The organism is Lacrimispora sp. YZC11 (assembly GCF_057543815.1).
This window is the reverse complement of record NZ_BAAJYQ010000005.1, coordinates 353,472-376,915: the sequence shown is the minus strand read 5'-3', so window position 1 is coordinate 376,915 and position 23,444 is coordinate 353,472. Positions and strand designations below refer to the sequence as shown.

21 protein-coding genes are annotated in these 23,444 nt (G+C 46.5%); 19 read left to right on the top strand and 2 right to left on the bottom strand.

What is annotated here, in order from left to right:
* The first annotated feature begins 6 nt into the window (after positions 1 to 6).
* Both AC27IJ_RS04855 and AC27IJ_RS04850 read left to right on the top strand, forming a co-directional pair.
* Positions 7 to 1,038 (top strand): PTS fructose transporter subunit IIC, encoded by a 1,032-nt coding sequence (locus tag AC27IJ_RS04855; RefSeq protein WP_312502065.1) that lies wholly within the window; start codon positions 7 to 9, stop codon positions 1,036 to 1,038.
* A 25-nt stretch (positions 1,039 to 1,063) separates the two neighbouring features.
* Positions 1,064 to 1,381 (top strand): PTS fructose transporter subunit IIB, encoded by a 318-nt coding sequence (locus tag AC27IJ_RS04850; protein ID WP_312441769.1) that lies wholly within the window; start codon positions 1,064 to 1,066, stop codon positions 1,379 to 1,381.
* A 158-nt stretch (positions 1,382 to 1,539) separates the two neighbouring features.
* On the opposite strand, the gene AC27IJ_RS04845 is transcribed toward AC27IJ_RS04850, so the two are convergent.
* Positions 1,540 to 1,746, bottom strand: coding sequence for a hypothetical protein (locus tag AC27IJ_RS04845; RefSeq protein ID WP_487147731.1), 207 nt, complete (start codon positions 1,744 to 1,746; stop codon positions 1,540 to 1,542).
* 389 nt (positions 1,747 to 2,135) lie between these two features.
* Between AC27IJ_RS04845 and AC27IJ_RS04840 the strand changes: the two genes are divergently transcribed.
* The 14 genes from AC27IJ_RS04840 (at position 2,136) to AC27IJ_RS04775 (ending at position 18,806) form a co-directional block, all read left to right on the top strand.
* Entirely contained in the window at positions 2,136 to 3,530 is a 1,395-nt protein-coding gene (locus AC27IJ_RS04840) for an L-cystine transporter (protein WP_312502068.1), read from the top strand.
* A gap of 486 nt (positions 3,531 to 4,016) precedes the next feature.
* A complete protein-coding gene (locus AC27IJ_RS04835) occupies positions 4,017 to 4,676 on the top strand; it encodes an amino acid ABC transporter permease (RefSeq protein WP_487147729.1) in 660 nt (219 codons plus the stop codon).
* Positions 4,657 to 5,334 (top strand): amino acid ABC transporter permease, encoded by a 678-nt coding sequence (locus tag AC27IJ_RS04830; RefSeq protein WP_312441773.1) that lies wholly within the window; start codon positions 4,657 to 4,659, stop codon positions 5,332 to 5,334. The genes AC27IJ_RS04835 and AC27IJ_RS04830 overlap by 20 nt, the downstream gene beginning before the upstream one ends.
* 5 nt (positions 5,335 to 5,339) lie before the next feature.
* A complete protein-coding gene (locus tag AC27IJ_RS04825) occupies positions 5,340 to 6,092 on the top strand; it encodes an amino acid ABC transporter ATP-binding protein (RefSeq protein ID WP_312441774.1) in 753 nt (250 codons plus the stop codon).
* A 28-nt stretch (positions 6,093 to 6,120) separates the two neighbouring features.
* Positions 6,121 to 6,990 (top strand): cysteine ABC transporter substrate-binding protein, encoded by an 870-nt coding sequence (locus AC27IJ_RS04820; RefSeq protein ID WP_312441775.1) that lies wholly within the window; start codon positions 6,121 to 6,123, stop codon positions 6,988 to 6,990.
* Between the two features lie 140 nt (positions 6,991 to 7,130).
* Positions 7,131 to 7,748, top strand: a complete 618-nt coding sequence (locus tag AC27IJ_RS04815) for a TetR/AcrR family transcriptional regulator (protein ID WP_312502069.1) — start codon at positions 7,131 to 7,133, stop codon at positions 7,746 to 7,748.
* Positions 7,749 to 7,886: 138 nt separating this feature from the next.
* Positions 7,887 to 9,710, top strand: a complete 1,824-nt coding sequence (locus tag AC27IJ_RS04810; RefSeq protein WP_487147726.1) for an ABC transporter ATP-binding protein — start codon at positions 7,887 to 7,889, stop codon at positions 9,708 to 9,710.
* Positions 9,703 to 11,454 (top strand): ABC transporter ATP-binding protein, encoded by a 1,752-nt coding sequence (locus tag AC27IJ_RS04805; RefSeq protein WP_312502073.1) that lies wholly within the window; start codon positions 9,703 to 9,705, stop codon positions 11,452 to 11,454. The genes AC27IJ_RS04810 and AC27IJ_RS04805 overlap by 8 nt, the downstream gene beginning before the upstream one ends.
* A 25-nt stretch (positions 11,455 to 11,479) precedes the next feature.
* Positions 11,480 to 12,301: a class I SAM-dependent methyltransferase gene (locus AC27IJ_RS04800; protein WP_312441779.1), complete on the top strand. Its 822-nt coding sequence runs from the start codon at positions 11,480 to 11,482 to the stop codon at positions 12,299 to 12,301.
* A 49-nt stretch (positions 12,302 to 12,350) separates the two neighbouring features.
* Positions 12,351 to 12,977: a VOC family protein gene (locus AC27IJ_RS04795; RefSeq protein ID WP_312441780.1), complete on the top strand. Its 627-nt coding sequence runs from the start codon at positions 12,351 to 12,353 to the stop codon at positions 12,975 to 12,977.
* 330 nt (positions 12,978 to 13,307) lie between these two features.
* Complete coding sequence (locus tag AC27IJ_RS04790) at positions 13,308 to 14,429, top strand: ABC transporter substrate-binding protein (protein WP_312441781.1); 1,122 nt, start codon at positions 13,308 to 13,310, stop codon at positions 14,427 to 14,429.
* 119 nt (positions 14,430 to 14,548) lie between these two features.
* Complete coding sequence (locus tag AC27IJ_RS04785; protein ID WP_312502075.1) at positions 14,549 to 15,628, top strand: ABC transporter ATP-binding protein; 1,080 nt, start codon at positions 14,549 to 14,551, stop codon at positions 15,626 to 15,628.
* Positions 15,622 to 17,274: an ABC transporter permease gene (locus tag AC27IJ_RS04780; RefSeq protein WP_312441784.1), complete on the top strand. Its 1,653-nt coding sequence runs from the start codon at positions 15,622 to 15,624 to the stop codon at positions 17,272 to 17,274. Before AC27IJ_RS04785 ends, AC27IJ_RS04780 begins: the two co-directional genes overlap by 7 nt.
* 83 nt (positions 17,275 to 17,357) lie before the next feature.
* Entirely contained in the window at positions 17,358 to 18,806 is a 1,449-nt protein-coding gene (locus AC27IJ_RS04775) for a phosphoglucomutase/phosphomannomutase family protein (RefSeq protein ID WP_312441785.1), read from the top strand.
* A gap of 62 nt (positions 18,807 to 18,868) precedes the next feature.
* On the opposite strand, the gene AC27IJ_RS04770 is transcribed toward AC27IJ_RS04775, so the two are convergent.
* Positions 18,869 to 19,714, bottom strand: coding sequence for a hypothetical protein (locus AC27IJ_RS04770; RefSeq protein ID WP_487147721.1), 846 nt, complete (start codon positions 19,712 to 19,714; stop codon positions 18,869 to 18,871).
* A gap of 133 nt (positions 19,715 to 19,847) precedes the next feature.
* Here AC27IJ_RS04770 and AC27IJ_RS04765 point away from each other — a divergent pair, with 133 nt between their 5' ends.
* Genes AC27IJ_RS04765 through AC27IJ_RS04755 form a run of 3 tightly spaced genes read left to right on the top strand, consistent with a single transcriptional unit; the run spans position 19,848 to position 23,384 of the window.
* Positions 19,848 to 20,912 (top strand): extracellular solute-binding protein, encoded by a 1,065-nt coding sequence (locus AC27IJ_RS04765; RefSeq protein WP_312441787.1) that lies wholly within the window; start codon positions 19,848 to 19,850, stop codon positions 20,910 to 20,912.
* On the top strand, positions 20,909 to 22,627 hold the full coding sequence (locus AC27IJ_RS04760) for a histidine kinase (RefSeq protein WP_312441788.1): 1,719 nt from the start codon (positions 20,909 to 20,911) through the stop codon (positions 22,625 to 22,627). Before AC27IJ_RS04765 ends, AC27IJ_RS04760 begins: the two co-directional genes overlap by 4 nt.
* Entirely contained in the window at positions 22,620 to 23,384 is a 765-nt protein-coding gene (locus tag AC27IJ_RS04755) for a response regulator transcription factor (RefSeq protein WP_313260199.1), read from the top strand. The genes AC27IJ_RS04760 and AC27IJ_RS04755 overlap by 8 nt, the downstream gene beginning before the upstream one ends.
* Positions 23,385 to 23,444: the final 60 nt, after the last annotated feature.

The window sequence follows — 23,444 nt, the reverse complement described above, 5'->3', positions numbered from 1 at the left end:
GTTTTTATGGAATTTGTGAGAGAAGAAGTAATAAGAGTCAAAAAGGCATTGATGACTGGTGTTGGTTATATGATTCCCTTCGTTGTTTTTGGTGGAATCCTGATCGCGCTGACAATTGCGTTCTCGAAAATTGGGGAGGATGGCATCAATATTACCAACCCGCTTCTGGCCAGATTAAATGAATTGGGTTCTTTATCTATGAGCTACATGGTGCCTGTTCTGGGAGCATTTATTGCATTTGGCATTGCGGACAGGGCAGGAATCATGCCTGGCTTTATTGGCAGTGCGATAGCGGCAGAGGCCGGAACAGGTTTCCTTGGAGCATTGGTGGCAGGAATTCTGGCGGGATATATTGTTAATTTAATTAAAAAGATCCCGCTTCCGGTTATGCTGAAATCTTTAATGCCCATTTTTATTATTCCTCTGCTTGGAGGGTTGGCTGTTGCGCTGCTCATGGAATATGTCATCTGTGCGCCGCTTACGTCTTTCAATCAGGTGATGACCGATTTTCTGACCGGTATGCGGGGAAGCAACATCGTGGTTTTAGGAGCAATTCTTGGATTTATGACGGCACTTGACCTTGGGGGACCGGTGAATGTAGTTGCCTGTCTGTTTGCCTGGGCTATGTTTGATGCCGGAATCTATACCCTCGCAGGGCCGGTTGCGGTTGGAATCTGTACTCCGCCGCTTGGAATGGGACTTGCCACGCTGCTGTCGAAAAAGAAATATGATAATGAAGATAGAGAAGCGGGGAAGGCAGCGCTTGCTATGGGCATGATTGGTATTTCAGAAGGAGCTATTCCGTTTGCGGCAAAAGATCCGCTGCGGGTAATTCCGGCCAACTGTATCGGCGGCATGGTGGGGGGAATTATCGCTATGGTGCTAGGGGTATCCTGCTACGCACCTCATGGAGGACCTATTGTAACCATGGTGGTGGATAAAAAGATTCCGTACCTTATTGCAATTCTGGCAGGGGCCTTGGTGACGGCCGTTATTGCTAATACATTAAAGAAAGAAGTTTCCCGGGAAGAGGGATAAATAATAAATTTATGGAGGTAAAATTATGTACATTATCGGAGTAACGTCTTGTTCCACAGGCATTGCGCATACTTACATGGCTGCGGAAGCGATCAAAAAGGCAGCGAAAAGGCATGGGTACAAAGCGAAAATTGAAACGCAGGGTTCCATTGGGATTGAAAATAAACTGAACACAAAGGATATCGAATCAGCTGATCTGATTTTAATCTGTGCAGATGTATCTTTAAGAGAACCGGAGCGCTTTGACGGGCGGAAGGTGTACGAAAGCAAAACTGAACTATTTATCAAAGATGCTGAGAAGGCATTAAAAGCGGCAATGGATTATATGGGAGTGAAGGAATGAGCTTAAAGCTTTAGTTCACTGAAAAAATAAAAACATCACACAAAGTGAAATGTGCCCTCGGAGTAGACGATGATACGATAAAGACACCGTTTATCCTGAGGGTATTTTTTATTGTTTTAATAACCTGCCAGCATAGGCTTTTTCACCCATGAGTATTTTCAAAGCTGCCGGTAAGAATCTTCAGAATTTCTTACTCTGTTATAGCGAGTTCCTCCCTTGACCATATACAATACCAGAATCGTTTCTAGTATGCCATCTCTGCTCATGTCCAGCTCATCCATGGTAAACGTGCACCCATGCTTCGAAAAAATGATGAGCATGATGCGTATTACTGCTAAGTCAATAATATCCTCAAGTACAAACATAATGATAAATTTACCACATAATGTTTGCATACTAATCATATATGTTAAATATGATATTGGTTGGAATCGGGTAGTAGTATTCCTTACGTTTCATTGATCCGCCTTTACCGGACTCATCTTAAATAAAGGTTTACTATGACTCTCTTTTCTGCCGGATAACATATAGGCAATAATAGCTCTTTCAAAAACAGTATCATTATGGTTGTTCCTCGTGAATATATTTTAAAATCCGGGGGTGTTGGGAAAATGAATATTTGATGTCGTAAAAATTCCAATTCCGCCGTAGAATCAGCGTACTATGAAAGGTTTCAGTAGATCACAGTCATTCCCCGTTAAACAAATTTCTGATATTGCAGCGCTCAATATGTATGGTCTTAAGGAGGATATTTATGGATTTATTATGGACTTTGGTCACAATAGCAGTTATTCTTATGCTTGCCGGTATTCTTTACTATATGCAGAAGAAACACATATCATTTTCAAAGAGAGTATTTTCTGCCCTGCTTATGGGAATTGTAGCAGGCAGTATACTGCAGATTTCCTTTGCATCTAATGGACCAATACTTGCAACTTCGCTGGATTGGATATCCATTATCGGTACGGGTTACGTTAATCTTTTGAAAATGATTGTTATCCCACTTATTATGGTCTCCATTATATCGGCCACGGTTAATTTGAAATCCCATAAAAGCTTGGGGAAAATCAGTACATATGTGCTGGCGACATTACTGCTGACTGTATTCATTTCCTCTTTGGTCGGTATTGCAACTGCAAATATATTTCATTTGACGGCGGAAGAAATAACCGTAGGCCAGGCAGAGACAGACCGGGCCGAGTATCTTGAAGGAAAAGTTACAACCGTGCAGGAACAGACGATACCACAGCAGATTTTGAGCTTTATCCCCCAAAATCCCTTCCAGGATATGACCGGAGACAGGGCAACCTCTACCATAGCCGTGGTTATCTTTTCCGCGTTTCTTGGGATATCCGCATTGGGAATACAAAAGAAAAAGCCGGAAGAAGCGGAAACTTTCCTGAAAATCATTAATTCCCTCTATGCCGTAGTTATGCGGATGGTAACTCTTATCCTGAGATTGACGCCGTATGGCATTCTGGCGCTTATGACAAAGACAATCGCAACGACGAACACAGCAGGCATTATTGCCCTGTCCAAGTTTGTTATTGCAAACTATGCCGCTTTGATTGTCATGTTTGCCATACATCTTTTGATTATCCTGCTGATGAAATTGAATCCCGTAACGTATATCAAGAAGGCCTTCCCAACGCTTACCATTGCGTTTACATCCAGATCCAGTGCAGGTACGCTGCCCTTAACGATTGAAACACAGACAAAGAAACTTGGCATACCCGATGGTATTGCTAACTTTGCGGCATCTTTCGGAACCACTATTGGCCAGAATGGTTGTGCAGGCGTTTATCCTGCTATGCTGGCTGTAATGATAGCCCCTGTTGTCGGTATTAACCCTATGAGTATTGGTTTTATTGCAAAACTGTCTATTATCGTTACAATCAGCTCCTTTGGCATTGCCGGTGTCGGCGGCGGTGCGACATTTGCCGCTTTGATGGTTTTATCCGCCATGAATTTACCCGTGGGCCTGGCTGGACTGTTAATATCAGTGGAACCTTTAATTGACATGGGACGGACCGCTTTGAATGTGAATGATGCCATGCTGGCTGGCCTTGTAACAGCAAAGATGACATCGGAACTTGATGTGAATTTGTATGATGCGCCTGTAGACGAAGATACGGCAGTTTCATTATAAAACAATTATTTAAGAGCTGGGCTTGTCCCCAAGTTTAAGACTAATCTGAATTAGGTTAGTCTTTTCTTGTGGTTTTTTCAAACGGGGACCCGGTCTGATATCATATGGATTCAGGCATTTAAGAGTGGAATTCTTATATGCGAAGTTTCAGTTAAAAAAAGGTTGACAAATAGGCAATATAACAGTATATTAAACATATAGGTTTAGTATGAATGAGGAGAGCCAGAAAATGAAAACGAGCTGCAAGTGGAACATAAATCATATGATGAAATGTTGTTGCTGTAGATGCTTCATGAGAAGAGATACAGTTTATTTGCGTGCGCGTCTTGGTTTCTGATTTCCAATTTTTTGTCTTGTGACTAAGAGAAAACAAATGGAAGGAAGCAGGTATATGCGAATGCCTGCTTCCTTTTGCATTTATTAATAAAAAGGGAGGAAAACAATTGATGGATCATATAAGAAAAAAGGAGGGGGAAAAGAAAAATCATGGATTTTGAGTTTATACGTGCCTATATGCCGCTTTATGTAGAGGCGGCAGGTATGACACTTCGAATATCTTTTCTGGGAATCCTGCTGTCAGCGGCCATTGGCCTTTTGTGCAGCCTGGTCAAAATATTTAAGATACCGGTGTTAAAGAGTATTGTGAATGGCTATATTGAGATATCCAGAAATACGCCGCTTTTGATCCAGCTGTTTTTTTTATACTTCGGACTTCCTAAAATCGGCGTTGTTTTGAGCTCTGAAAGCTGTGCTGTGACAGGGCTGGCATTTTTAGGAGGAAGCTACATGGCGGAAGCGTTCCGCACGGGAATTGAGCAGGTGCCGGTCATCCAGTCAGAATCGGGTCTAAGCCTGGGACTTACAAAGGGGCAGGTATTCCGGCATATCATTCTTCCTCAGGCGGTCACCACCTCAGTCCCCGTATTTTGTGCCAACATCATATTTCTTATAAAAGAAACATCGGTGTTCAGTGCGGTAGCGCTGGCTGACTTAATGTTTGTAGCAAAGGATCTGATAGGAATTTATTATAAAACAGATGAGGCCCTCCTAATGCTGGTGGCAGCATACTTAATCATTTTGCTGCCAATATCCTTACTCTGTTCCTGGATAGAAAGGAGGGTCCGCTATGCAGAATTTGGGAATTAGGATACTGTTTGAGGGAAATAATTTTCTGCGGTTATTTGGCGGACTCCTGGTATCACTCAGGATTGCGGTCATATCCATGGTTTTATCCGTGGGACTTGGAATACTTCTTGGAATGGTGATGACCAGCAAAAAAAGGCCGGTTAAGTTTTTTACAAGGATTTATCTGGAGACAGTCCGGATCATGCCTCAGCTGGTTCTTTTGTTTCTTGTTTATTTTGGGGCTGCAAAGCATTTGAATGTGAACTTTTCCGGGCAAATGGCTGCGGTCATTGTATTCACCTTTTGGGGGACGGCTGAAATGGGGGATCTGGTGCGAAGCGCTCTGGAATCCATACCGGTTCATCAGTATCAAAGCGGTTTTGCCTTAGGTCTGTCGGAGCTTGCAGTATACCGGTATATTGTGATTCCCCAAACCATAAGAAGGCTGTTACCGTCAGTCATGAATCTTTTGACGAGAATGATCAAAACCACGTCTCTTGTTGTATTGATCGGCGTGATTGAGGTGGTTAAGGTTGGAAAACAGATCATTGACGCCTCCAGATACTCGGTTCCTGATGCGGCCCTCTGGGTATATGGAGTGATCTTCATCCTGTACTTTGTAATCTGTTACCCGTTTTCCAGGGCCGCTGCCCTTCTAGATAAAAAATTAAAGGATTGATAAAAATGAATCAGGAAATGATTTTAAAGACAGAAAATCTAAGAAAGTCCTACGAAAACGGGCAGCCGGTTTTAAAGGATATTTCCTTTACCTTGGAAAAAGGAGAAGTAGTGGTGGTAGTAGGGCCTTCCGGCTGTGGAAAAAGCACCTTTTTACGATGTCTCAACATGCTGGAGCCTATTGATTCCGGTACGATTCAGTTTAAGGACCAGATCATAGACAGGAGCAAACGGGATGTTTATGAAATAAGACAGAAGATCGGCATGGTATTCCAGAGCTACGATTTATTTCCCCATAAGACCATTCTGGGGAATATTCTCCTGGCCCCTTTAAAGGTGCAGAAAAGAGATAAAAAAGAGGTGGAGAAGGAAGCGGAGCAGCTTCTGGCCCGGGTTGGGCTGCTGGATAAAAAGGATTCTTACCCAAGACAGCTGTCCGGCGGACAGAAGCAAAGAGTGGCCATTGTACGGGCGCTGATCATGCATCCGGAAATCCTGCTCTTAGATGAGATTACGGCAGCCCTGGACCCGGAAATGGTGCGGGAGGTTTTGCAGGTGGTGCTGGAACTGGCAAAGGACGGAATGACCATGGTCATCGTCACTCATGAAATGGAATTTGCCAGGGCGGTGGCTGACCGTGTCCTGTTTATGGATCAGGGTGTGGTGGTGGAAGAGAGCCTGCCGGGTGAGTTTTTCACCTCTCCGCGTACAGAGCGTGCAAAGCAGTTTTTAAATACGTTTCATTATGAAGCGTTATAAAATAAAAAATTTAATGGAGGATGTAATTATGAAGAAGAAATTACTGGGTGCATTATTAGGCATTACCATGGCGGCAGGTCTTTTAGCAGGCTGCAGCCAGGCAAAGGACAATGGAGGAAACACAGGCGGGGCAGCGGCTAAGGCAAATACCCTGTCTGAAATCAAGGATGCCGGGACCATTAAGATCGGCGTATTCAGCGATAAGAATCCATTTGGATATGTGGATTCCAACGGAAAAATCCAGGGCTATGATGTGTATTTTGCAAAACGCCTTGCAAAGGACTTACTGGGAAGTGAGGATAAGGTTGAATTCGTATATGTAGAAGCTGCCAGCCGGGTGGAATATTTAAAGTCCGCCAAGGTTGATGTGATCCTGGCCAATTTCACTGTTACAGATGAGAGAAAAGAGCAGGTGGATTTTGCACTGCCTTATATGAAGGTAGCTCTTGGAGTGGTATCTCCTGATGCCGCTTTGATTACTGATGTGGCACAGTTAAAGGATAAGACCCTGATTGTGGTAAAGGGAACTACTGCGGAAACTTATTTCTCCGAAAACCATCCGGAAGTCAAGCTGTTAAAGTTTGATGAGTATCAGGAAGCCTATGATGCACTTTTAGACGGAAGAGGAGATGCTTTCTCCACCGATAATACAGAGGTTCTTGCCTGGGCCATTCAGAACAAGGGATTTACCGTAGGAATCGAATCCATCGGAAATCTGGATACCATTGCTCCGGCTGTTCAGAAAGGAAACAAAGAGCTTTTAGACTGGATCAACAGTGAGATCGAGACTCTTGGCAAGGAAGAGTTTTTCCACAAGGATTTTGAGGAAACCTTAAAGCCGGTGTATGGAGATGAAATTGATCCGGAAAATCTGGTTGTGGAAGGCGGCCAGGTTTAGGAAACAGGATTTGAGAAAAAACATCAACAGCCGTTTTAAAATGGCTTAATGAGAAAAATAACCGGCAGGGCGTATTGACGTCCTGCCTTTTTCATTCCATAATAGCATTGTTATATAACGGTGTTATAAAAGGAGAAGGAATGAGCGCTCAAATAAACGATACACGTCTGGCTATTTTGGTGGCGGGAAAGAAAGAGTTTTTGGAATACGGCTATGAAGGGGCGTCTCTAAGAAGGATTGCCAGGGAGGCTTCTGTAACAACAGGAGCCATTTATGGATATTTTCCCAGCAAGGAAGCGTTGTTTGATGCCTTGACGGGAGATGCGGCTGATGGACTTTTGGAAAGGTACAGACAGGTTCATGAAGAATTTGCGAACCTTCCACCCATTGATCAGGCGGCTTCCTTAGAGGATATTACCGATGATACGATTCCTTGGATGATCAATTACATTTATGACCGGCTTGATGTCTTCAAGCTGTTATTTTGTAAGGGAACTGCTGGAAGCTGTGACAGCTATTTTGCACAGCTTGCTCAGATCGAAGAGAAGTCCAGTTGGGATTTTATCGAGGCCATGAAGGAATTGGGTCATGAGGTCATGGATATTGACGGTACTCTGATCCATATTTTGGCCCGTTCCTTTTTCCAGCAGATCCTGGAGTTTGTAGCCCATGATGTTCCAAGGGAAAAGGCTCTTTCCTATTCCCTGGTGCTTGGGAGGTTCCAGCATGCAGGGTGGAAGAAGATCATGGGGCTTTGATGAAGCGAAAAATTCCTGAATTGATTGGTTAGCCAAAACTAACTGAGGCGGTTATTGGAATGGCATTACCATTATCTGTTATAGGCATTGGGATCCGTTATGAAAAACAGTTACATTTTAAAAGAAAGGTGGTTTGTTATGAAACAAAATAATTCTGTAGCAGCTAAGCCCAAAACCGGTATGGCCAGGCTGATGGAGCTTGCGGCTACTAAAAAGCCTCTTATGGTTTCTTCAGTGATCTTGTCGGCGCTGGCATCTGTTGCATCGTTTATCCCTTATATTGCCATATACTTTGTGGTTAAGGAAGTCATGGGGGTATTCCCTGATTTTGGGAATCTCGATCTGCAAAAGACCATTGGATTTGGTTGGCTGGCATTTGGGGGCATCATCCTAAATATATTGCTGTACTTTGCGGCTTTGATGTGTTCCCATTTGGCGGCCTTCGGCACCCTGTATGAGCTGAAGGTGAACTTTGCCTCCCATCTGGCCGGATTGCCTTTGGGGTTTCATATGCTGGTGGGCAGCGGTAAGCTGCGAAAGATCATGGATGAAAACATTGAGAAGATTGAGGGCTTCATCGCCCACCAGCTGCCAGACCTGGTGGCCTCCTTTGTGGCTCCTGTGGTCATGTTCATCATTCTCCTGGCTGTTGACTGGCGTTTTGGTCTTGCTGCTGCGGCAGGCATTGTCATTTCCCTTGTGATTCAGATGAAAGCCTATGGCAATGACGGGGCGAAAGTCATGATGGAAAAGTACCAGACTGCCCTGGAGGATATGAACAATGCTTCCGTGGAATATATCCGGGGAATCACCGTTGTCAAGGCCTTTAAGCAAACGGTCTATTCCTTCCGCCGGATGCACAGTGCCATTAAGGAATACACCCGCATGGTAATTCCCTATACCCTTAGCTGGGAAAACTACATGTCGTCTTTTCATACGATTATCAATAACATTTACCTGTTCCTGATTCCCGTGGGCATCCTGATCGGGTTAAATACCACTGATTATACTGACTTTGCCGCCACATTCATTTTTTATCTTATTTTTGTTCCCTCCATTGCAGCAGTTCTGATGAAAATCATGTACGTTTCCACCAGCGGAATGCAGATCATCGGAGGAGTGGAACGAATGGATGAGATCCTGCAGACCCCGCAGCTGCAACAGCCCCAAAATCCCAGGGAAATTTCCAGCCATGAGATCGCATTTGAAAACGTATCCTTTTCTTATACCGGTCAGGAGGCACAGGCACTTTCAGGCATTTCCTTCCGGGCGGAGGAAAACCAGATTACCGCCATTGTCGGCCCATCAGGAGGCGGGAAAAGCACCATTGCCCATCTTATTCCCCGGTTTTTCGATGTGACGAAGGGCAGGATCCTCATCGGAGGCGTTGATGTGCGTCAGATGAGAAGCGAATACTTAATGGAAAAGGTCAGCTTTGTATTCCAGGATGTGTTCCTCTTTAAGCAAAGCATTATGGACAATATCCGGCTGGGAAACCAGAACGCCACCGACGAGCAGGTGATCGCTGCAGCCAAGGCAGCGCAGTGCCATGAATTCATTGAAAAGCTGCCGAAAAAATACCATACGGTCATAGGAACAAAAGGCGTCCATCTCTCAGGTGGAGAGCAGCAGAGGATTGCAATAGCCAGAGCCATTGTAAAAGACGCACCCATTGTACTTTTGGATGAGGCAACTGCATTTTCCGACCCTGAGAATGAACATTTGATCCAGCAGGCATTTCAAAAGCTGATGCATGGGAAGACGGTAATCATGATCGCCCACCGTTTATCAACCATCCGCAGTGCCAATAAAATCATAGTGATAGACAAGGGCAGGCTCATTGAGCATGGCCGCCATGAAGAATTGCTGGAGAAACAGGAGAAATATTTTGATATGTGGAACGTGTATACGAAAGCTCTTGACTGGAAGATGGACAGAAAGGGGATAAGGAAACATGTATAAATGGAAGGAAGTATTGATGCTTACCGATAAAGGCTATTCAGATTTAAAAAAAGCCGTTGCCGCCTGCACGATCACCAATCTGGCGCTCATGCTGCCTTTTGCGGTGACCATTCAGGTTTTTGCCGAGCTTTTAAAGCCGTTGATGGCACAGGAGATTTCCTGGACCAGGATGTGGTTTTTATTTGGCTGCGGTATTGCTTCGGCAGTTCTGGTGTTTCTTGCCAGCAAAAACGATTATAAAAAGACCTATGTCACTTCTTATCTGGAAGCGGAGAATTCAAGAATCAGCATTGCCGAGCGGATCAGGAAGCTGCCCATGAGCTTTTTCAATTCAAAGGATCTTTCCGAACTGACCACAAACATTATGGCCGACTGTTCGACGACGGAACATGTGTTAAGTCACATCCTCCCTCAGCTAGGCGCCAATGCCATCTCCATTACCATTATCTGCATTATGATGGCCGCTTTTGACTGGAGGATGGCTCTTTCCGTATTCATTACCGTGCCTGCTGCACTCCTCGTCATCCTGGGCAGCAAAAAGATCCAGGCACGTTTCAGTGAGAAACAGGTGGAGGCAAAGCTGAAAGCGTCCGATCATGTGCAGGAGTATCTGGAAGGAATCAAGGTTATCAAGGCCTGTGGATTAGACGGCTCAAAGTTTGCCGCGCTGGATGATGCCCTGCACTTAATGATGAAAATGGCGATCAAAATGGAATTTGGAACCGGGATATTTGTCACCGGCGCCCAGATGATCTTACAGGCAGGTGTGGGCCTTACTGTTTTTACCGGAACTTACTTACTGACGGGCGGCAGCATCCAGCTGATTCCAATGCTGATGTTTTTTGTCATCGTTGTCAGGATTTACGGCCCGGTTCTTGTGGAGTTCACTCTTTTGCCGGAACTGTTTTACCACCGGATCGCTACGAAACGGATGCGCACACTCATGACTGTTCCGGTCATGGAAGGAGGATCGGAAAAAAAACTGACACACTGGAATATTGACTTTGATCATGTTTCTTTCGGCTACAATGTGGAAAATCCAAAAGAGGACATGGTGATCAAAAATCTTACGGTATCCATTCCTTCCGATGCCATCACGGCACTGGTAGGACCTTCGGGCTGCGGGAAGAGCACCATCTCAAGGCTGATCGCCCGGTTCTGGGATGTAAACCAGGGCAGCGTAAAGATTGGCGGGACCGATGTAAGAACCCTTGACCCGGAACATTTAATGAGCTATATGTCCTTTGTGTTTCAGGATGTGGTGCTGTTTAACGACACGGTATACAACAATATCCGCATCGGAAACATGGAAGCCACGAAAGAACAGGTCATGGAAGCGGCGAAGGCAGCCTGCTGTGACGGCTTTATAAGCGCTATGCCCCAGGGATATGAGACAATGCTTGGAGAAAACGGCAGTACACTTTCCGGAGGGGAACGGCAGCGAATCTCCATTGCCCGGGCACTGTTAAAAAATGCGCCTATCGTACTTTTAGATGAGGCAACCGCCTCCCTTGACCCTGAGAATGAGGCGCTTATCCAGCAGGCGATTTCCAGGCTGATTGAAGGCAAAACCGTAATCGTCATAGCTCACCGTTTAAGGACTGTGTCAGGGGCGGATAAGATTATCGTACTCAATGAAGGTAAGCTGGCCGAGGAGGGAACCCATGAGGAACTGATGAACAATAAGGGGCTTTATGAAAGGCTGTACCGGATCCAGCAGGAAAGCATGGGCTGGAGTGTCTAAAGGGAACATGGAGGAGGTATATTAAATGAAATCGGAATTAAATTCCCAAACAGTACAAAACACCATGCTTTTACCGCTGTGGGGCCGCGCCACGGCCAGTGCGAAAAACCTTGAAATATTAAATGATAAGGAAGCCATGGAAATCATCAAAAACTGTGATTATGATTTCAGCACCATTGCAAAAACCTTCGGTGAATTCGGTGGAATCTGTTATATCGTCCGCGCCAGGAAAATTGATGATGCAATCCGTAAATTCATCCGAAAACATCCCCGTGCTTCTATTGTAAATATCGGGGCAGGGCTGGATACCACCTTTTCCAGGGTGGATAACGGAAGCATCAACTGGTATAATCTTGACCTGCCTGATGCCATCGCTTTCCGTCAGAAATTCCTTCCCGATTCCCCACGTAACACAAGCATTGCCAAATCCCTGTTTGATACCTCCTGGTTTGATCATGTTATTTTTAATCGCCGGGACGGCATATTATTTGTGTCGGCCGGAGTTTTTTATTATTTCAAAGAAGAACAGCTGAGAGCAATCTTTCAGGCGATGGCTCAACGTTTTCCCGGAGGCGAAATTTATTTTGATGCGGAATCAAGACAGGCGGTTAAGAAGTCAAACCGTATGGTTGAAAAGACCGGGAATAAAGGTGCCATGATGTATTTTTACGTCAATCATTTAAATGATTTGGAACACTGGTCCCCGGATATCCAGGCAATTGCCTGTGAAAAATACTTTAAGGGCATACCGGTTAACAGGCAGTGGGGCTTTGGTATCCGCGTTATGATGAAAATCTCGGACCGGATAAACATGATGAAATTCATCCATCTGCGTTTTTCAGAATAATTAATCATATTAATAATAACCCTATAACGGATAGGAGGAGTGTACCCAGGTGAAAACCAGCCATATTATATATAAAGTAGATGACTTGTACCGGGCAGTAAAAGAATTTAAGGAAAAGGGATTTGAAGTGGAATATGGGGCGGAGAAAAATCCATATAATGCGATTATTTATTTTTCCGAAGGTCCTTATCTGGAACTGCTTGCTTCAACCGGAATGCCGAAATTCATGAAGAGTATTTTACGCATGTTTGGAAAAAGCAAATTGGTAAACCGTCTGGATTATTGGGATAACCATAAAGGAGGCCCGTGCGGAGTCGCAATTGAGAACTATAAAACAGATTTAAGGGAAGAAAAAGAGATCCTGGAGAAATATAAACAAGGATATTTTGAAATGCTCTCACGGAGGAATGATACGAAAGGAAGAAAATTACGGTTTAAGTGTCTGTTTCCGGATGAGATGCAGCTTCCCTTCCTCATGACCTATTTTAACATTGATCCGAAACCTGTGAACTTTATACACCCGAACGGTATAAGAAAAATAAAGAACATATCCTTCGGAACAAGGGATGAATTGATACCAATTATCAAGGAACTCTGTGACGATCCTGTATTGACTCTGTTTATAGGAAACGGAATCAAAGATCTGGAATTTGAATATGCAGTTAAGGAAATATAAAGATGTTTATCAGGGTATTACCGAAATAATGTTTTCATTTTTAGGCCGCCATTTTTTGGCGGCCTAATTGTTTGGGAACAGGATGATCTAAGTCTTATGGATCATTATAACGACTAATCCAGTGGTAGACTTTTTATGTTGGGGATTAGGAAATATGTACATGTAAAATTGAAATAACAATAAAAAATAGTGCAAAAGTTCAGGATGACAAAAGAAATGTAAGAATATTAAATGGAAAAATGCACATTAAAACCTTATAATTAGACCATCAGAACTAAATATTTCCATATAAGCGTGTACCCAAATAATTTTATAAAGGAGAGGTTATTTATGAAAAAAAGATTATTAACAGCTTCACTGGCAGCACTGGCAGCATTAAGCTTATCCGCCTGCAGCGGCAGCGGAAAGCCTGCAGAAACCACAGCAGCTCCCCAGACTTCTGCGGAGACAACGGCAGCTGCTGAAACAAAGGCAGAGGAGACCAAGGCCGGAGCCGGGGCGGCTGCAAAGGCACCGGGGGATTACAAAGGAACCGTTGTCGTATATTCTCCTCATGATGCGGACCCGCTTAATGCAGGCGTGAACTTATTCATGGAGAAGTACCCCAATGTGAAGGTGGAGGTCGTGGCGGCAGGTACTGGTGAGCTGTGCAACCGTATTGCAGCCGAGTCTGCCAACCCCATTGCAGACGTATTGTGGGGCGGCGGTGCTGACTCCCTGGCGGCGTTTAAGGATTATTTCGCTCCCTATGTATGTGCCAACGACGAGTTCATTGGTGATGCTTATAAGGATGCCGATGACATGTGGATCGGTGAAAGTCCCCTGCCTATGGTCATTTTTTACAACAAGGATTTGATCCAGAAGGATGGCCTTGCCATTCCCGAAACATGGGAGGATTTAACAAAGCCTGAATGGAAAGGCAAGATCGCATACTGCCTGCCATCCAAGTCCGGCTCCGCGTACACTCAGCTTTGTACCATGATCCTGGGCCATGGCGGCAAGGAAGCCGGCTGGGATTTCATTAAGAAATTATATGATAATCTGGATGGCAAGATAGTCGATTCTTCCGGCAAGTGCCACAAGATGGTTGCAGACGGTGAGTTCTACGTAGGTCTGACTCTGGAGAAATCCGCAGTCCAGTATAAGGAAGATCCGTCGGTTGGATTCGTATATCCCAAAGACGGAACCAGTGCAGTACCAGATGGTGTAGCTCTTGTAAAGGGTGCCCCCAACGAGGAGAACGCAAAACTGTTTATCGATTTCGTCACATCTAAGGAGTGCCAGACGGAGCAGAGCAAGAACTGGGGACGCCGTCCGGTAAGAAGTGACATGGAAGTAGGCGAAGGAATGGCGAAGTTACAGGATATCGTGCTGGTGGATTATGATTTTGACTGGGCGGCAAATGAGAAAGAAGCCATTATTGAGAAGTTCAATGACATTATGGTGGATTAATAAAAAAGGATAGGAATACATTCTGACGAAAAAAGACTGTCCCGGCCCTTCGGGGACAGGACGGTCTTTTGATGTAAGGGACAGGAAGACATCTGAGGGTTTAAGGAGGAGCGAAAAATATGAGCCATGCAGTAATTATTAAACAGGCCGTGAAAAAGTACGGTGATTTTACAGCGCTAAATGGAGTGGATCTGGAGATGAAGCCGGGGGAATTTTTCACTTTGCTTGGGCCCTCCGGATGCGGCAAGACGACACTGCTTCGTATGATTGCAGGCTTCAATTCTGTGGATGGAGGGGAGATCTGCTTTGATGACAGGGTGATCAACAATTTGGATGCCCACAAAAGGGATATCGGCATGGTGTTCCAGAACTACGCCATCTTTCCCCATCTGACCGTGGCGGAGAATGTGGCTTACGGTCTGAAAGCAAAGAAATATCCGAAAGACCAGATTTCCCGCAAGGTGGAGGAAGCCCTCGACTTAGTGCAGATCAAAAACCTAAAGGACAGGAAACCAAATGAGCTGTCCGGCGGCCAGCAGCAGCGGGTGGCCCTTGCAAGGGCATTTGTCATTGAGCCGGGGGTGCTTCTCATGGATGAGCCCTTATCCAATCTGGACGCAAAGCTCAGAGTGCAGATGAGAACGGTTATTAAGAAACTGCAAAGGCGGCTTGGGATCACTACCATTTACGTTACCCACGATCAGGAGGAGGCTCTGGCTATTTCCGACCGGATCGCAGTCATGAAGGAAGGCAACATCATGCAGGTGGGATCGCCGGAAGAGATTTACAAGAAGCCGGGTAACACCTTTGTGGCCGGATTCATCGGAGTATCAAATTTCATTGAGTGCGAGGTAGATGGAAGCGTACCGGACAGAGCCGTTTTAAACATCAAGGATGAATGCAGCTTAACCTGCAGGCTGAAATCCGCTTACAAGGGGAAAGGGATCATTTCCGCAAGGCCGGAGCAGCTATTCTTTGATGAAAGGGAAGGGCTTCCGGGCAGGATCGTCATTTCCACGTTCCTGGGAGATTTCATTGAGTATGAAATCCAGCTCAACAATGGCCTGTCCATTCAATTAAACGAATACACAAAGGATGCCAGTGATCTCCGGCCGGATGGTCAGGAAGTGCGGGTGAATTTTGATATCAGTGCGGTAGGCGTATACGATGCCCAGACCCAGGAGGTGATATCATGGTAAAGAAAGGATGGAAGCTGGACTTCTGGTTTTGGGTGAAAGTGGCGGTGGTAGGCTTTATGCTGCTGTTTCTGATTTATCCATTCTGCACCCTGATCACGCGAAGCTTCTTCTCCGGCAAGGTAGAAGGCTTCACCCTTGAGAACTATATCCGGTTCTTCACGAAAAAGTATTATTATTCCTCTTTAGGCCGAAGCCTGTTCGTCTCCATTGTCACCACGGCTACGACTCTGGCCGTAGGGGTGCCCATGGCCTATCTGATGTCCAGATACAACGTTTTTGGAAAACGTTTCATTCATATCTTCATCATTATGAGCCTTATGAGCCCTCCGTTTATCGGCGCTTACAGCTGGATTATGCTGTTCGGGCGCGCTGGTTTTGTCACACAGTTTTTTGAAGGCATGGGAATCCATCTTCCCAGTATTTATGGAAAGCTGGGTATTATTCTTGTTTTTACGTTCAAGCTGTTTCCCTACGTGTATTTATATACGTCAGGGGCAATGGGAAGCATTGACTCAAGCCTTGAGGAGGCGGCAGAGAATCTGGGAAGCAACAAGCTGCGAAGGCTTTTGACCATCACCATACCGGTCATCCTGCCCTCCATCGCTGCCGGAGCCATTATGGTATTCATGACCAGCCTCGCGGACTTTGGAACGCCCATGCTCATCGGAGAAGGCTATATGGTTCTTCCCGTGCTGGTATACAACGAATATATGAGCGAGATCGGCGGAAATGCTCATTTAGCAAGTGCCCTGTCCGTAATTGTGGTGCTCTGCTCGACGACGGTGCTTTTGCTGCAGAAATATTTTGTGACCAGAAAAAATTATGTCATGACAGCCATGAGGCCGCCTAAAGAAGAAAAACTTCACGGCCTGAAACGGTTCCTGGTAACAATGCCGGTTCTGCTGGTGACCCTTATCGGCATCCTCCCCCAGATCGTGGTGGTGGTCAGCAGCTTTGTAAAAAGTGATTTTACAGGCTTTAAAAAAGGCTTCAGCATAGAAAGCTATGTGACGATTTTTAACAGACTGTGGACCAATATCCGGAATACGTTTGTATTCTCTGCCGCAGCCATTGTGTTTATCATCGTACTGGGCATGCTGATATCCTACATCGTGGTGCGCCAGAAAGGAATAGCGGGGCAGCTGATGGATCTTCTCATTATGTTCCCCTTTGTCATTCCGGGCGCGGTACTGGGCATCAGCCTGATCGTGGCGTTTAATAAGCAGCCGATGATCCTTACGGGTACGGCCGCTATTATGATTATAGCCTTTGTAGTCAGGAAGCTGCCTTATACGGTGCGGTCGGGAAGCGCATTCCTGCAGCAGATGGACCCCAGTGTGGAGGAGGCCTCTATAAGCCTTGGCGTGTCCCCCATGAAAACTTTTGTCAAGGTAACGGCAAGGCTTATGGCCCCCGGCATCCTGTCAGGAGCTATATTAAGCTGGATCACCTGTATCAATGAGCTGTCTTCCAGCGTTATGCTTTACGGCGGCAAGACAAGTACCATATCCGTTGCCATCTATACGGAGGTCGTCCGAAACAGCTATGGTACAGCGGCCGCACTGGCATCCATATTGACGGTCAGTACAGTCATATCCCTGCTTATTTTCTTAAAAGTAAGCAAGGGGAAGGTTTCGGTTGTATGAGCTTCAATGCGGACTCACGGCAATTAATCCACCCAATACAAGGCTTTGGATGGAATAATAGAAAACAGGGAGGGATACAAAGGATGGTAACATTTGGCACCGGTGGCTGGAGAGCCATTATCGGAGAGGAATTTACAAAAGAAAATATCCAAAAGCTGGCGCTCGCCGTCAGTCTTAAAATGAAAGCGGAAAACGTAGAAGGAGAAGGAATCGTCATAGGATATGACAGACGTTTCCTGTCCAAGGAAGCGGTCATATGGGCCTGTGAGATATTTGGAAATCAGGGAATCAAGGTATTTTTCATAAACCGCAGTTCCCCCACGCCTCTTATCATGTTTTATGTGATGAAGCACCGCTTAAGCTACGGCATGATGGTAACAGCCAGCCATAATCCAGCGATATATAATGGGATCAAGGTCTTCACATATGGAGGGCGAGATGCGGATGAGGGCCAGACAAAAGATATTGAAAAATATCTTTTAAATGCGGAGGGCATATACCAGCCAAACCATGAGGAGGCCGGACAGATGCCGCCAGCCTCTTATCTTCAGCTTGTGAAAAAGGGAGTGGTGGAGGAAATCAACCCATTAAATGAATATCTGGACAATATCATATCCGTCATTGACATGGATGCCATACGCTCCCGGGATTTTCGGGTTGCCATTGACCCCATGTACGGAGTGAGCCTTACGGCCTTAAGCACCATACTTTCCGTTGCCAGGTGTACCATTGAAACCATCAACGACCAGCATGACACTTTATTTGGCGGAAAAATGCCTGCGCCTACGGAGCAGACTCTGCGGAGCTTGCAGAATTATGTGCTGGACCGGTACTGTGATATCGGGATCGCCACGGATGGGGATGCGGACAGGTTGGGAGTCATTGACGATCAGGGCCGTTACCTCCATGCCAACAACATTCTGGTGATGCTGTATTATTATCTTCTGAAATACAAGGGCTGGAGGGGGCCAGTGGTCCGAAGCCTTTCCACCACCCATGTACTGGACCGGGTTGCGGAGAGCTTTGGACAGAAATGTTACGAGGTTCCCGTGGGATTTAAGTTTGTATCCGCAAAGATGCAGGAGACGGATGCCATCATCGGCGGAGAGTCCTCCGGCGGTCTGACGGTTAAGGGGCATATCCATGGCAAGGATGGAATTTATGCGGCCTCCCTTCTGGTAGAAATGATGGCTGTATCCGGGAAAAAGCTGTCTGAGATTGCAGCAGACATCCGTAGAGAGTACGGGACAATCCATATGACGGAGCGGGATTACCGTTTTACAACCGAGGAAAAGGAGAGAATCAACCGGATTCTTATGGTTGACCGGAAGCTTCCCCAATTGCCTTTTGAGATTGAGAAGATCTCTTATGCGGATGGCTGTAAGGTTTACTTTAAAAACGGCGGCTGGGTGATCGCAAGATTCTCCGGCACGGAGCCGCTGTTGCGGATCTTCTGTGAGATGAAGGCAGAGGCAGATTCTGTAAGCGTGTGCAGTTTATTTGAGGAGTATTTAGGGCTGCAGGAAGGATAGGAAAAAGAAAGGCTGCTGCAAAAGGAAATCATTACTTTTGCAGCAGCCCCTCTGTGCTTTCTTTATAAAGTGTCGAAGCGGATATAGGTGCGGTCGTCAAAGCTGTCATTTCCTTTCACCAGCCCTTTGGTGCCTTTATTTTCCCGAAAGCAGAGAGGATCCTTTTCTATGAGCTCCCTAAGGGCAGCCTCACTTTCTGCCAGAGTCTCCTTAAGGACGGGATAGCCGTCGCTTGCCAGGACTAGCCGGGAGCAGGGGGGGACGGGATGTATGATGACATGACCAGGGTGAATGGGGAAGCCGTTTAATACATCATATCCGTAGGGAGAGTCCTCATTGGCGAAAAGAAGCTGGCGGCGCAGGAGGGGAAGGATATATTCCCGTCCGGTGTCGTGGCCGGAAAGAGATGCTTCTGTCCGGCCGGAAAGCAGCTCCGTCTGAATATAAAGGCTTCTGACCTGGGATAGCAGGCTGTCGATGGCCTTGTTATGATGGTAATGGGTGCCGTTAATGAGACACTGGCAGTCACCAAAGGCCCATACCTCTCTGCGGCAGAGGCTGTACAGGATGATGACTGCCTGCAGGCGTTCTTCGGGCTTTTCCTTAAGTATGGAGCGGCGTGTGCGGCAGGCCCGGGCCAGAGCTTCGTTTAAATAGTCCATGGCACCGGCTCCGTCAATGTCGGAGGGCATGGTGCTTAAGGCGTCCAGCAGCACTTCTTTTGCATAGCGGCCGCTGGTCATGTTTCCCGTGCCGTCCCCCAGGTCTTCGGGCCAGGTAAGGACTCCCTTGCTCGTAACTCCGTCAATTACGGCGATAAAGTTCTCATTTACGAACAGTCCATCCTCACATAGGCTGCTTCTGGTGTGTTTTGGGATAACGGATTGTTCTATGATATGTACGGCCATGGCAGGCACCTCCAATTGTTTGTTAGGTAAAGTTTACCATAAATGCGGTCTTCTGCCCATGGAAAAACAAGTATAATATTGATATAATGGATAAAACGAAGCCATATTGCGGACAGGAGAGGAGGAGGCGTCTATGAGTCTTTCTAACAGCACCAAGGGAAAATGGCCGGGGGTCTGCGCGCTGTCTCTTATTTGCTGCGTCCTGCTATCTTCCTGCAGTCCGGAAACGGGAGGGCAGCCCATGCTTTCCCAGGCGGATCTGGTGGTTTATACGGTTCAGGAGAAAGGAATCTGTGAGCCTGTCGTCAAGGAGTTCGAGGAGCGTACAGGTTTGAACGTAAAGGTAGAAGCCGGATCTTTGGAGGAGCTGTTAAAAAAGTTAGAGGAAAGCAGCGGTCCATACGGCGATGCCGGAGAAACATGGGATGTGGTATTTGGGGTGGGAATTGAGACTCTGGAAGAGAAAAGGGAATACTGGCAGTCCTACGAAAGTCCTGAAATCCCATTCATCGCCGGTGCGTTCCGGTGCGAAGATTATAAGTGGACCAGCTTTTCCGCCTGCCCCTTAGTCATCATGTACAACACCAATGTGGTGACATACCGGGAGGTGCCTTTAAGCTGGACCAGTCTGTTGGAACCAAGATGGAAAGGCCGGGTGGCTTTTATGGATCCCGGCATGTCGGATATCTATTCTTCGGCTCTGGCCATGGCTGTCTATACGTACAGGGGAGAAGGAGACTATATAAAGCATCTGGCGGATAACCTGGAATATGGGAGCCTTTCCAGCTTATCGGAGGTGAATTCCGGCATTCTGGATGGCAGGTATTCCCTGGGAGTCACCATAGAGGGGGCTGCCCAGGCTCTCCGCTCCGGAGGAGCGGATGTGGACTACATTTACCCGAAAGAAGGGACCACGGTGCTGCCGGATGGTACGGCCATTGTAAACGGCTGCCTCCACCCGGAGTCGGCAAGGCGTTTTTTGGATTTCACGGTCAGTAAGGATGTTCAGAGGATCCTTGTTTCGGATTTAAACAGGCGCTCTGTGCGGATGGATGTACCTCCTCTTCCCGGACTTTCCCCTGTCAACAGACTTCCCATCATTAATATGGATTTAAAGGAGCTGTCCCGGGAAAAAGGGGAAATTTTAAAACAATGGAATGGGGTCCTTTCCCTGCATAAAAGGAGGGCCGGAGAATGAAGTGGTACGGTCAGTTTTCTTTCAAAACACGGGTGTTTCTGGGATGTCTGCTGGTAGCTCTGGTACCTCTTACCTTTTCAAGCGTGGTGGTGACCAGGCTTTTTACCGCTTCCATTAACCGGCAGCTGGCGGTGGAAGGGAACCGGCAGCTGGACGAGGTAAGTACAAAACTAACCCAGTTATTTGAAAACTGTGAGAAGGCCTGTGAGACCTTTACAGCAGACGGTACAGCGGCCAGGGTAATGATCGACAAGGATGCCATTGAGATGCAGAAGGATTTGTACTTATCCTTATATCAGGCGGTTCAGGAAATATACAGCAGCGCCCAGTTCAGCATTTATGATTCCGGGGGAAAGCTCCGTTTTACAACGGATACTGTTTCCAAAAACAGCACTCTTCCCGTCCGTTGGGGTCTTTTAAGGAAGGTACAGGAGGTGAAAGGGATCACTTATTACAGGACCGATCCCTATCTTCCGGAAACGGATAAAAATATCCTGATGCAGGGAGCCTATTCCCTGGAAAATTCTCACGGAGCCAGAACCGGGTATGTGGTCCTTGATTTTACCCGGGAGAATTTTGATAATCTCTTAAATGGCTTCTATTCCTCAGGGGATACGTTTCTGCTGCTGGATTCCCATCAAAGGCCCATTTACTGCTCAAGGCCGGATTATGGGGAAGAGGAGATGGGCGACATCATCCTCCATGGAATGACGGGACAGGCAGGAGAAAAGGGGAGGGGAGTGTATACCAGATATTTATGGACCAGGGAGCCCTCCCATGGAATCTATATCATCTTAAGACGCTCCGCGCCAATCAGTGCCGGAGCCATCCATACCATGAGGACGGTAAGTTTTCTTTTATCGGCTCTGGGGCTGATCCTCTGCCTGATGATTTCCGGTGCTCTGTCCAGAGGCATTGCCCAGCCGGTGAGCCAGTTGGATAAGGCGATGGCAAAGGTAAAAAAAGGGGATTTATCCATCCGAATTCATACAAACCGGCAGGATGAACTGGGAAGGCTGACAGAAAGCTTTAACCAGATGACAGGGGACTTGCAGAAATACTTAGAGGACACGGTTCAGAAGCAGAAGGATTTGAATAAGACCACCATTAAATTATATCAGACCCAGTTAAACCCCCACTTTCTCTATAACACTCTGGATACTATTAAATGGAATGCCAGGATTAACCAGATACCGGAAATCGCCATATTGGCGGAGAATTTAGCGGTGATCCTGCGAAGAAGCATTTCCAGCCGTCCTTTCATCACCTTGAGGGAGGAGCTGGAAACCATTGAAAGCTATATACAGATCCAAAAGATCCGTTTTACGGGACGTTTCCTCTATGAAACCGAGATACCGGATCAGTTGGAGGACTGCATGGTGCCCAGAATGTTTTTGCAGCCATTGGTGGAGAACGCCATTATCCATGGGCTGGATGGGTGTGAAAATGGATACATCTGCATTTTTGCGGATCAGAAAGACGGAGTGTTAAGCATCTCCATCACGGATGACGGGTGCGGAATGGACCGGGAGATGGTGGACTGGATCAACAGTGACAATCCTTTTAAAAGAGATGGGCACTTAGGTCTTTACAATGTGATCCGCATACTGAAAATTTATTACGGGCAGGAATACGGGATCAGTGCGGAGGTAACAAAGGAGGGAACTACCATCGCCTTAAGGCTGCCGGTCCAGAGGGAGGTGACGGATGTATAAAGTCATAGTTGTGGAAGACGAGACGATGGTCCGCCGGGGAATCATTTTGACCATTAACTGGGCGGCTTTGGACTGTGTCATAGCGGGCGAGGCCGCCAACGGGGAGGAAGGGGCCCGTCTGGCAGAACGGCTCTCCCCGGACATTATCGTGACGGATGTGAAGATGCCCCGCATGGACGGTGTGGAGATGATCACCAAACTGCGGGCAGAAGGGTGTGTGGCCAGGTTCATTATCCTGACTGCTTACGGGGATTTTAAGTACGCACAAAGCGCATTGCGCTTAGGGGTCAGTGATTACCTCTTAAAACCCTTAAAGGATGGAGATTTAGAACAGGCCATCTTTCAAATCAGAAGCCAAATCGAGCAGGGCACGGAAAAGGCGGCAGGTGAGGCTGCGGCACCGGTGCTTCGTTTTAATGCAGACAAGAAATCCAAAAACAAATATGTGGCTGAGGCCACCCGGTACATCCGGATGCATTATCAAGAGAACATCACCATCAGCACGGTGGCGGAATATCTGGAAATCAGCGAAGGATATTTGAGCCGCGTGTTAAAAAAGGAAACGGATTATACATTTACCAGCTATCTCACCTTTTACCGGATGCAGGTAGCCATGTCCTTACTTAAGGACTGCCGGGTCAGGGTGTACGAAGTGGCGGACCAGGTGGGATATTCGGACACGGCCTATTTTAGCGCGCAGTTTAAAAAGCTTTTGGGAGTGTCGCCCTCGGAATACCAGGAAAGATGCGGTAAGTGAGAAGCACTTTGTTTGCCGGCCGGAATCTATTGTAAATTATTGGTATTTATGATATAATGA

Coding starts and splice junctions, on each gene's coding strand:
- AC27IJ_RS04855 (WP_312502065.1), top strand. CDS start 7: ATGGAATTTGTGAGAGAAGAAGTAATAAGAGTCAAAAAGGCATTGATG.
- AC27IJ_RS04850 (WP_312441769.1), top strand. CDS start 1,064: ATGTACATTATCGGAGTAACGTCTTGTTCCACAGGCATTGCGCATACT.
- AC27IJ_RS04845 (WP_487147731.1), bottom strand. CDS start 1,746: ATGTTTGTACTTGAGGATATTATTGACTTAGCAGTAATACGCATCATG.
- AC27IJ_RS04840 (WP_312502068.1), top strand. CDS start 2,136: ATGGATTTATTATGGACTTTGGTCACAATAGCAGTTATTCTTATGCTT.
- AC27IJ_RS04835 (WP_487147729.1), top strand. CDS start 4,017: ATGGATTTTGAGTTTATACGTGCCTATATGCCGCTTTATGTAGAGGCG.
- AC27IJ_RS04830 (WP_312441773.1), top strand. CDS start 4,657: ATGCAGAATTTGGGAATTAGGATACTGTTTGAGGGAAATAATTTTCTG.
- AC27IJ_RS04825 (WP_312441774.1), top strand. CDS start 5,340: ATGAATCAGGAAATGATTTTAAAGACAGAAAATCTAAGAAAGTCCTAC.
- AC27IJ_RS04820 (WP_312441775.1), top strand. CDS start 6,121: ATGAAGAAGAAATTACTGGGTGCATTATTAGGCATTACCATGGCGGCA.
- AC27IJ_RS04815 (WP_312502069.1), top strand. CDS start 7,131: ATGAGCGCTCAAATAAACGATACACGTCTGGCTATTTTGGTGGCGGGA.
- AC27IJ_RS04810 (WP_487147726.1), top strand. CDS start 7,887: ATGAAACAAAATAATTCTGTAGCAGCTAAGCCCAAAACCGGTATGGCC.
- AC27IJ_RS04805 (WP_312502073.1), top strand. CDS start 9,703: ATGTATAAATGGAAGGAAGTATTGATGCTTACCGATAAAGGCTATTCA.
- AC27IJ_RS04800 (WP_312441779.1), top strand. CDS start 11,480: ATGAAATCGGAATTAAATTCCCAAACAGTACAAAACACCATGCTTTTA.
- AC27IJ_RS04790 (WP_312441781.1), top strand. CDS start 13,308: ATGAAAAAAAGATTATTAACAGCTTCACTGGCAGCACTGGCAGCATTA.
- AC27IJ_RS04785 (WP_312502075.1), top strand. CDS start 14,549: ATGAGCCATGCAGTAATTATTAAACAGGCCGTGAAAAAGTACGGTGAT.
- AC27IJ_RS04780 (WP_312441784.1), top strand. CDS start 15,622: ATGGTAAAGAAAGGATGGAAGCTGGACTTCTGGTTTTGGGTGAAAGTG.
- AC27IJ_RS04775 (WP_312441785.1), top strand. CDS start 17,358: ATGGTAACATTTGGCACCGGTGGCTGGAGAGCCATTATCGGAGAGGAA.
- AC27IJ_RS04770 (WP_487147721.1), bottom strand. CDS start 19,714: ATGGCCGTACATATCATAGAACAATCCGTTATCCCAAAACACACCAGA.
- AC27IJ_RS04765 (WP_312441787.1), top strand. CDS start 19,848: ATGAGTCTTTCTAACAGCACCAAGGGAAAATGGCCGGGGGTCTGCGCG.
- AC27IJ_RS04760 (WP_312441788.1), top strand. CDS start 20,909: ATGAAGTGGTACGGTCAGTTTTCTTTCAAAACACGGGTGTTTCTGGGA.
- AC27IJ_RS04755 (WP_313260199.1), top strand. CDS start 22,620: ATGTATAAAGTCATAGTTGTGGAAGACGAGACGATGGTCCGCCGGGGA.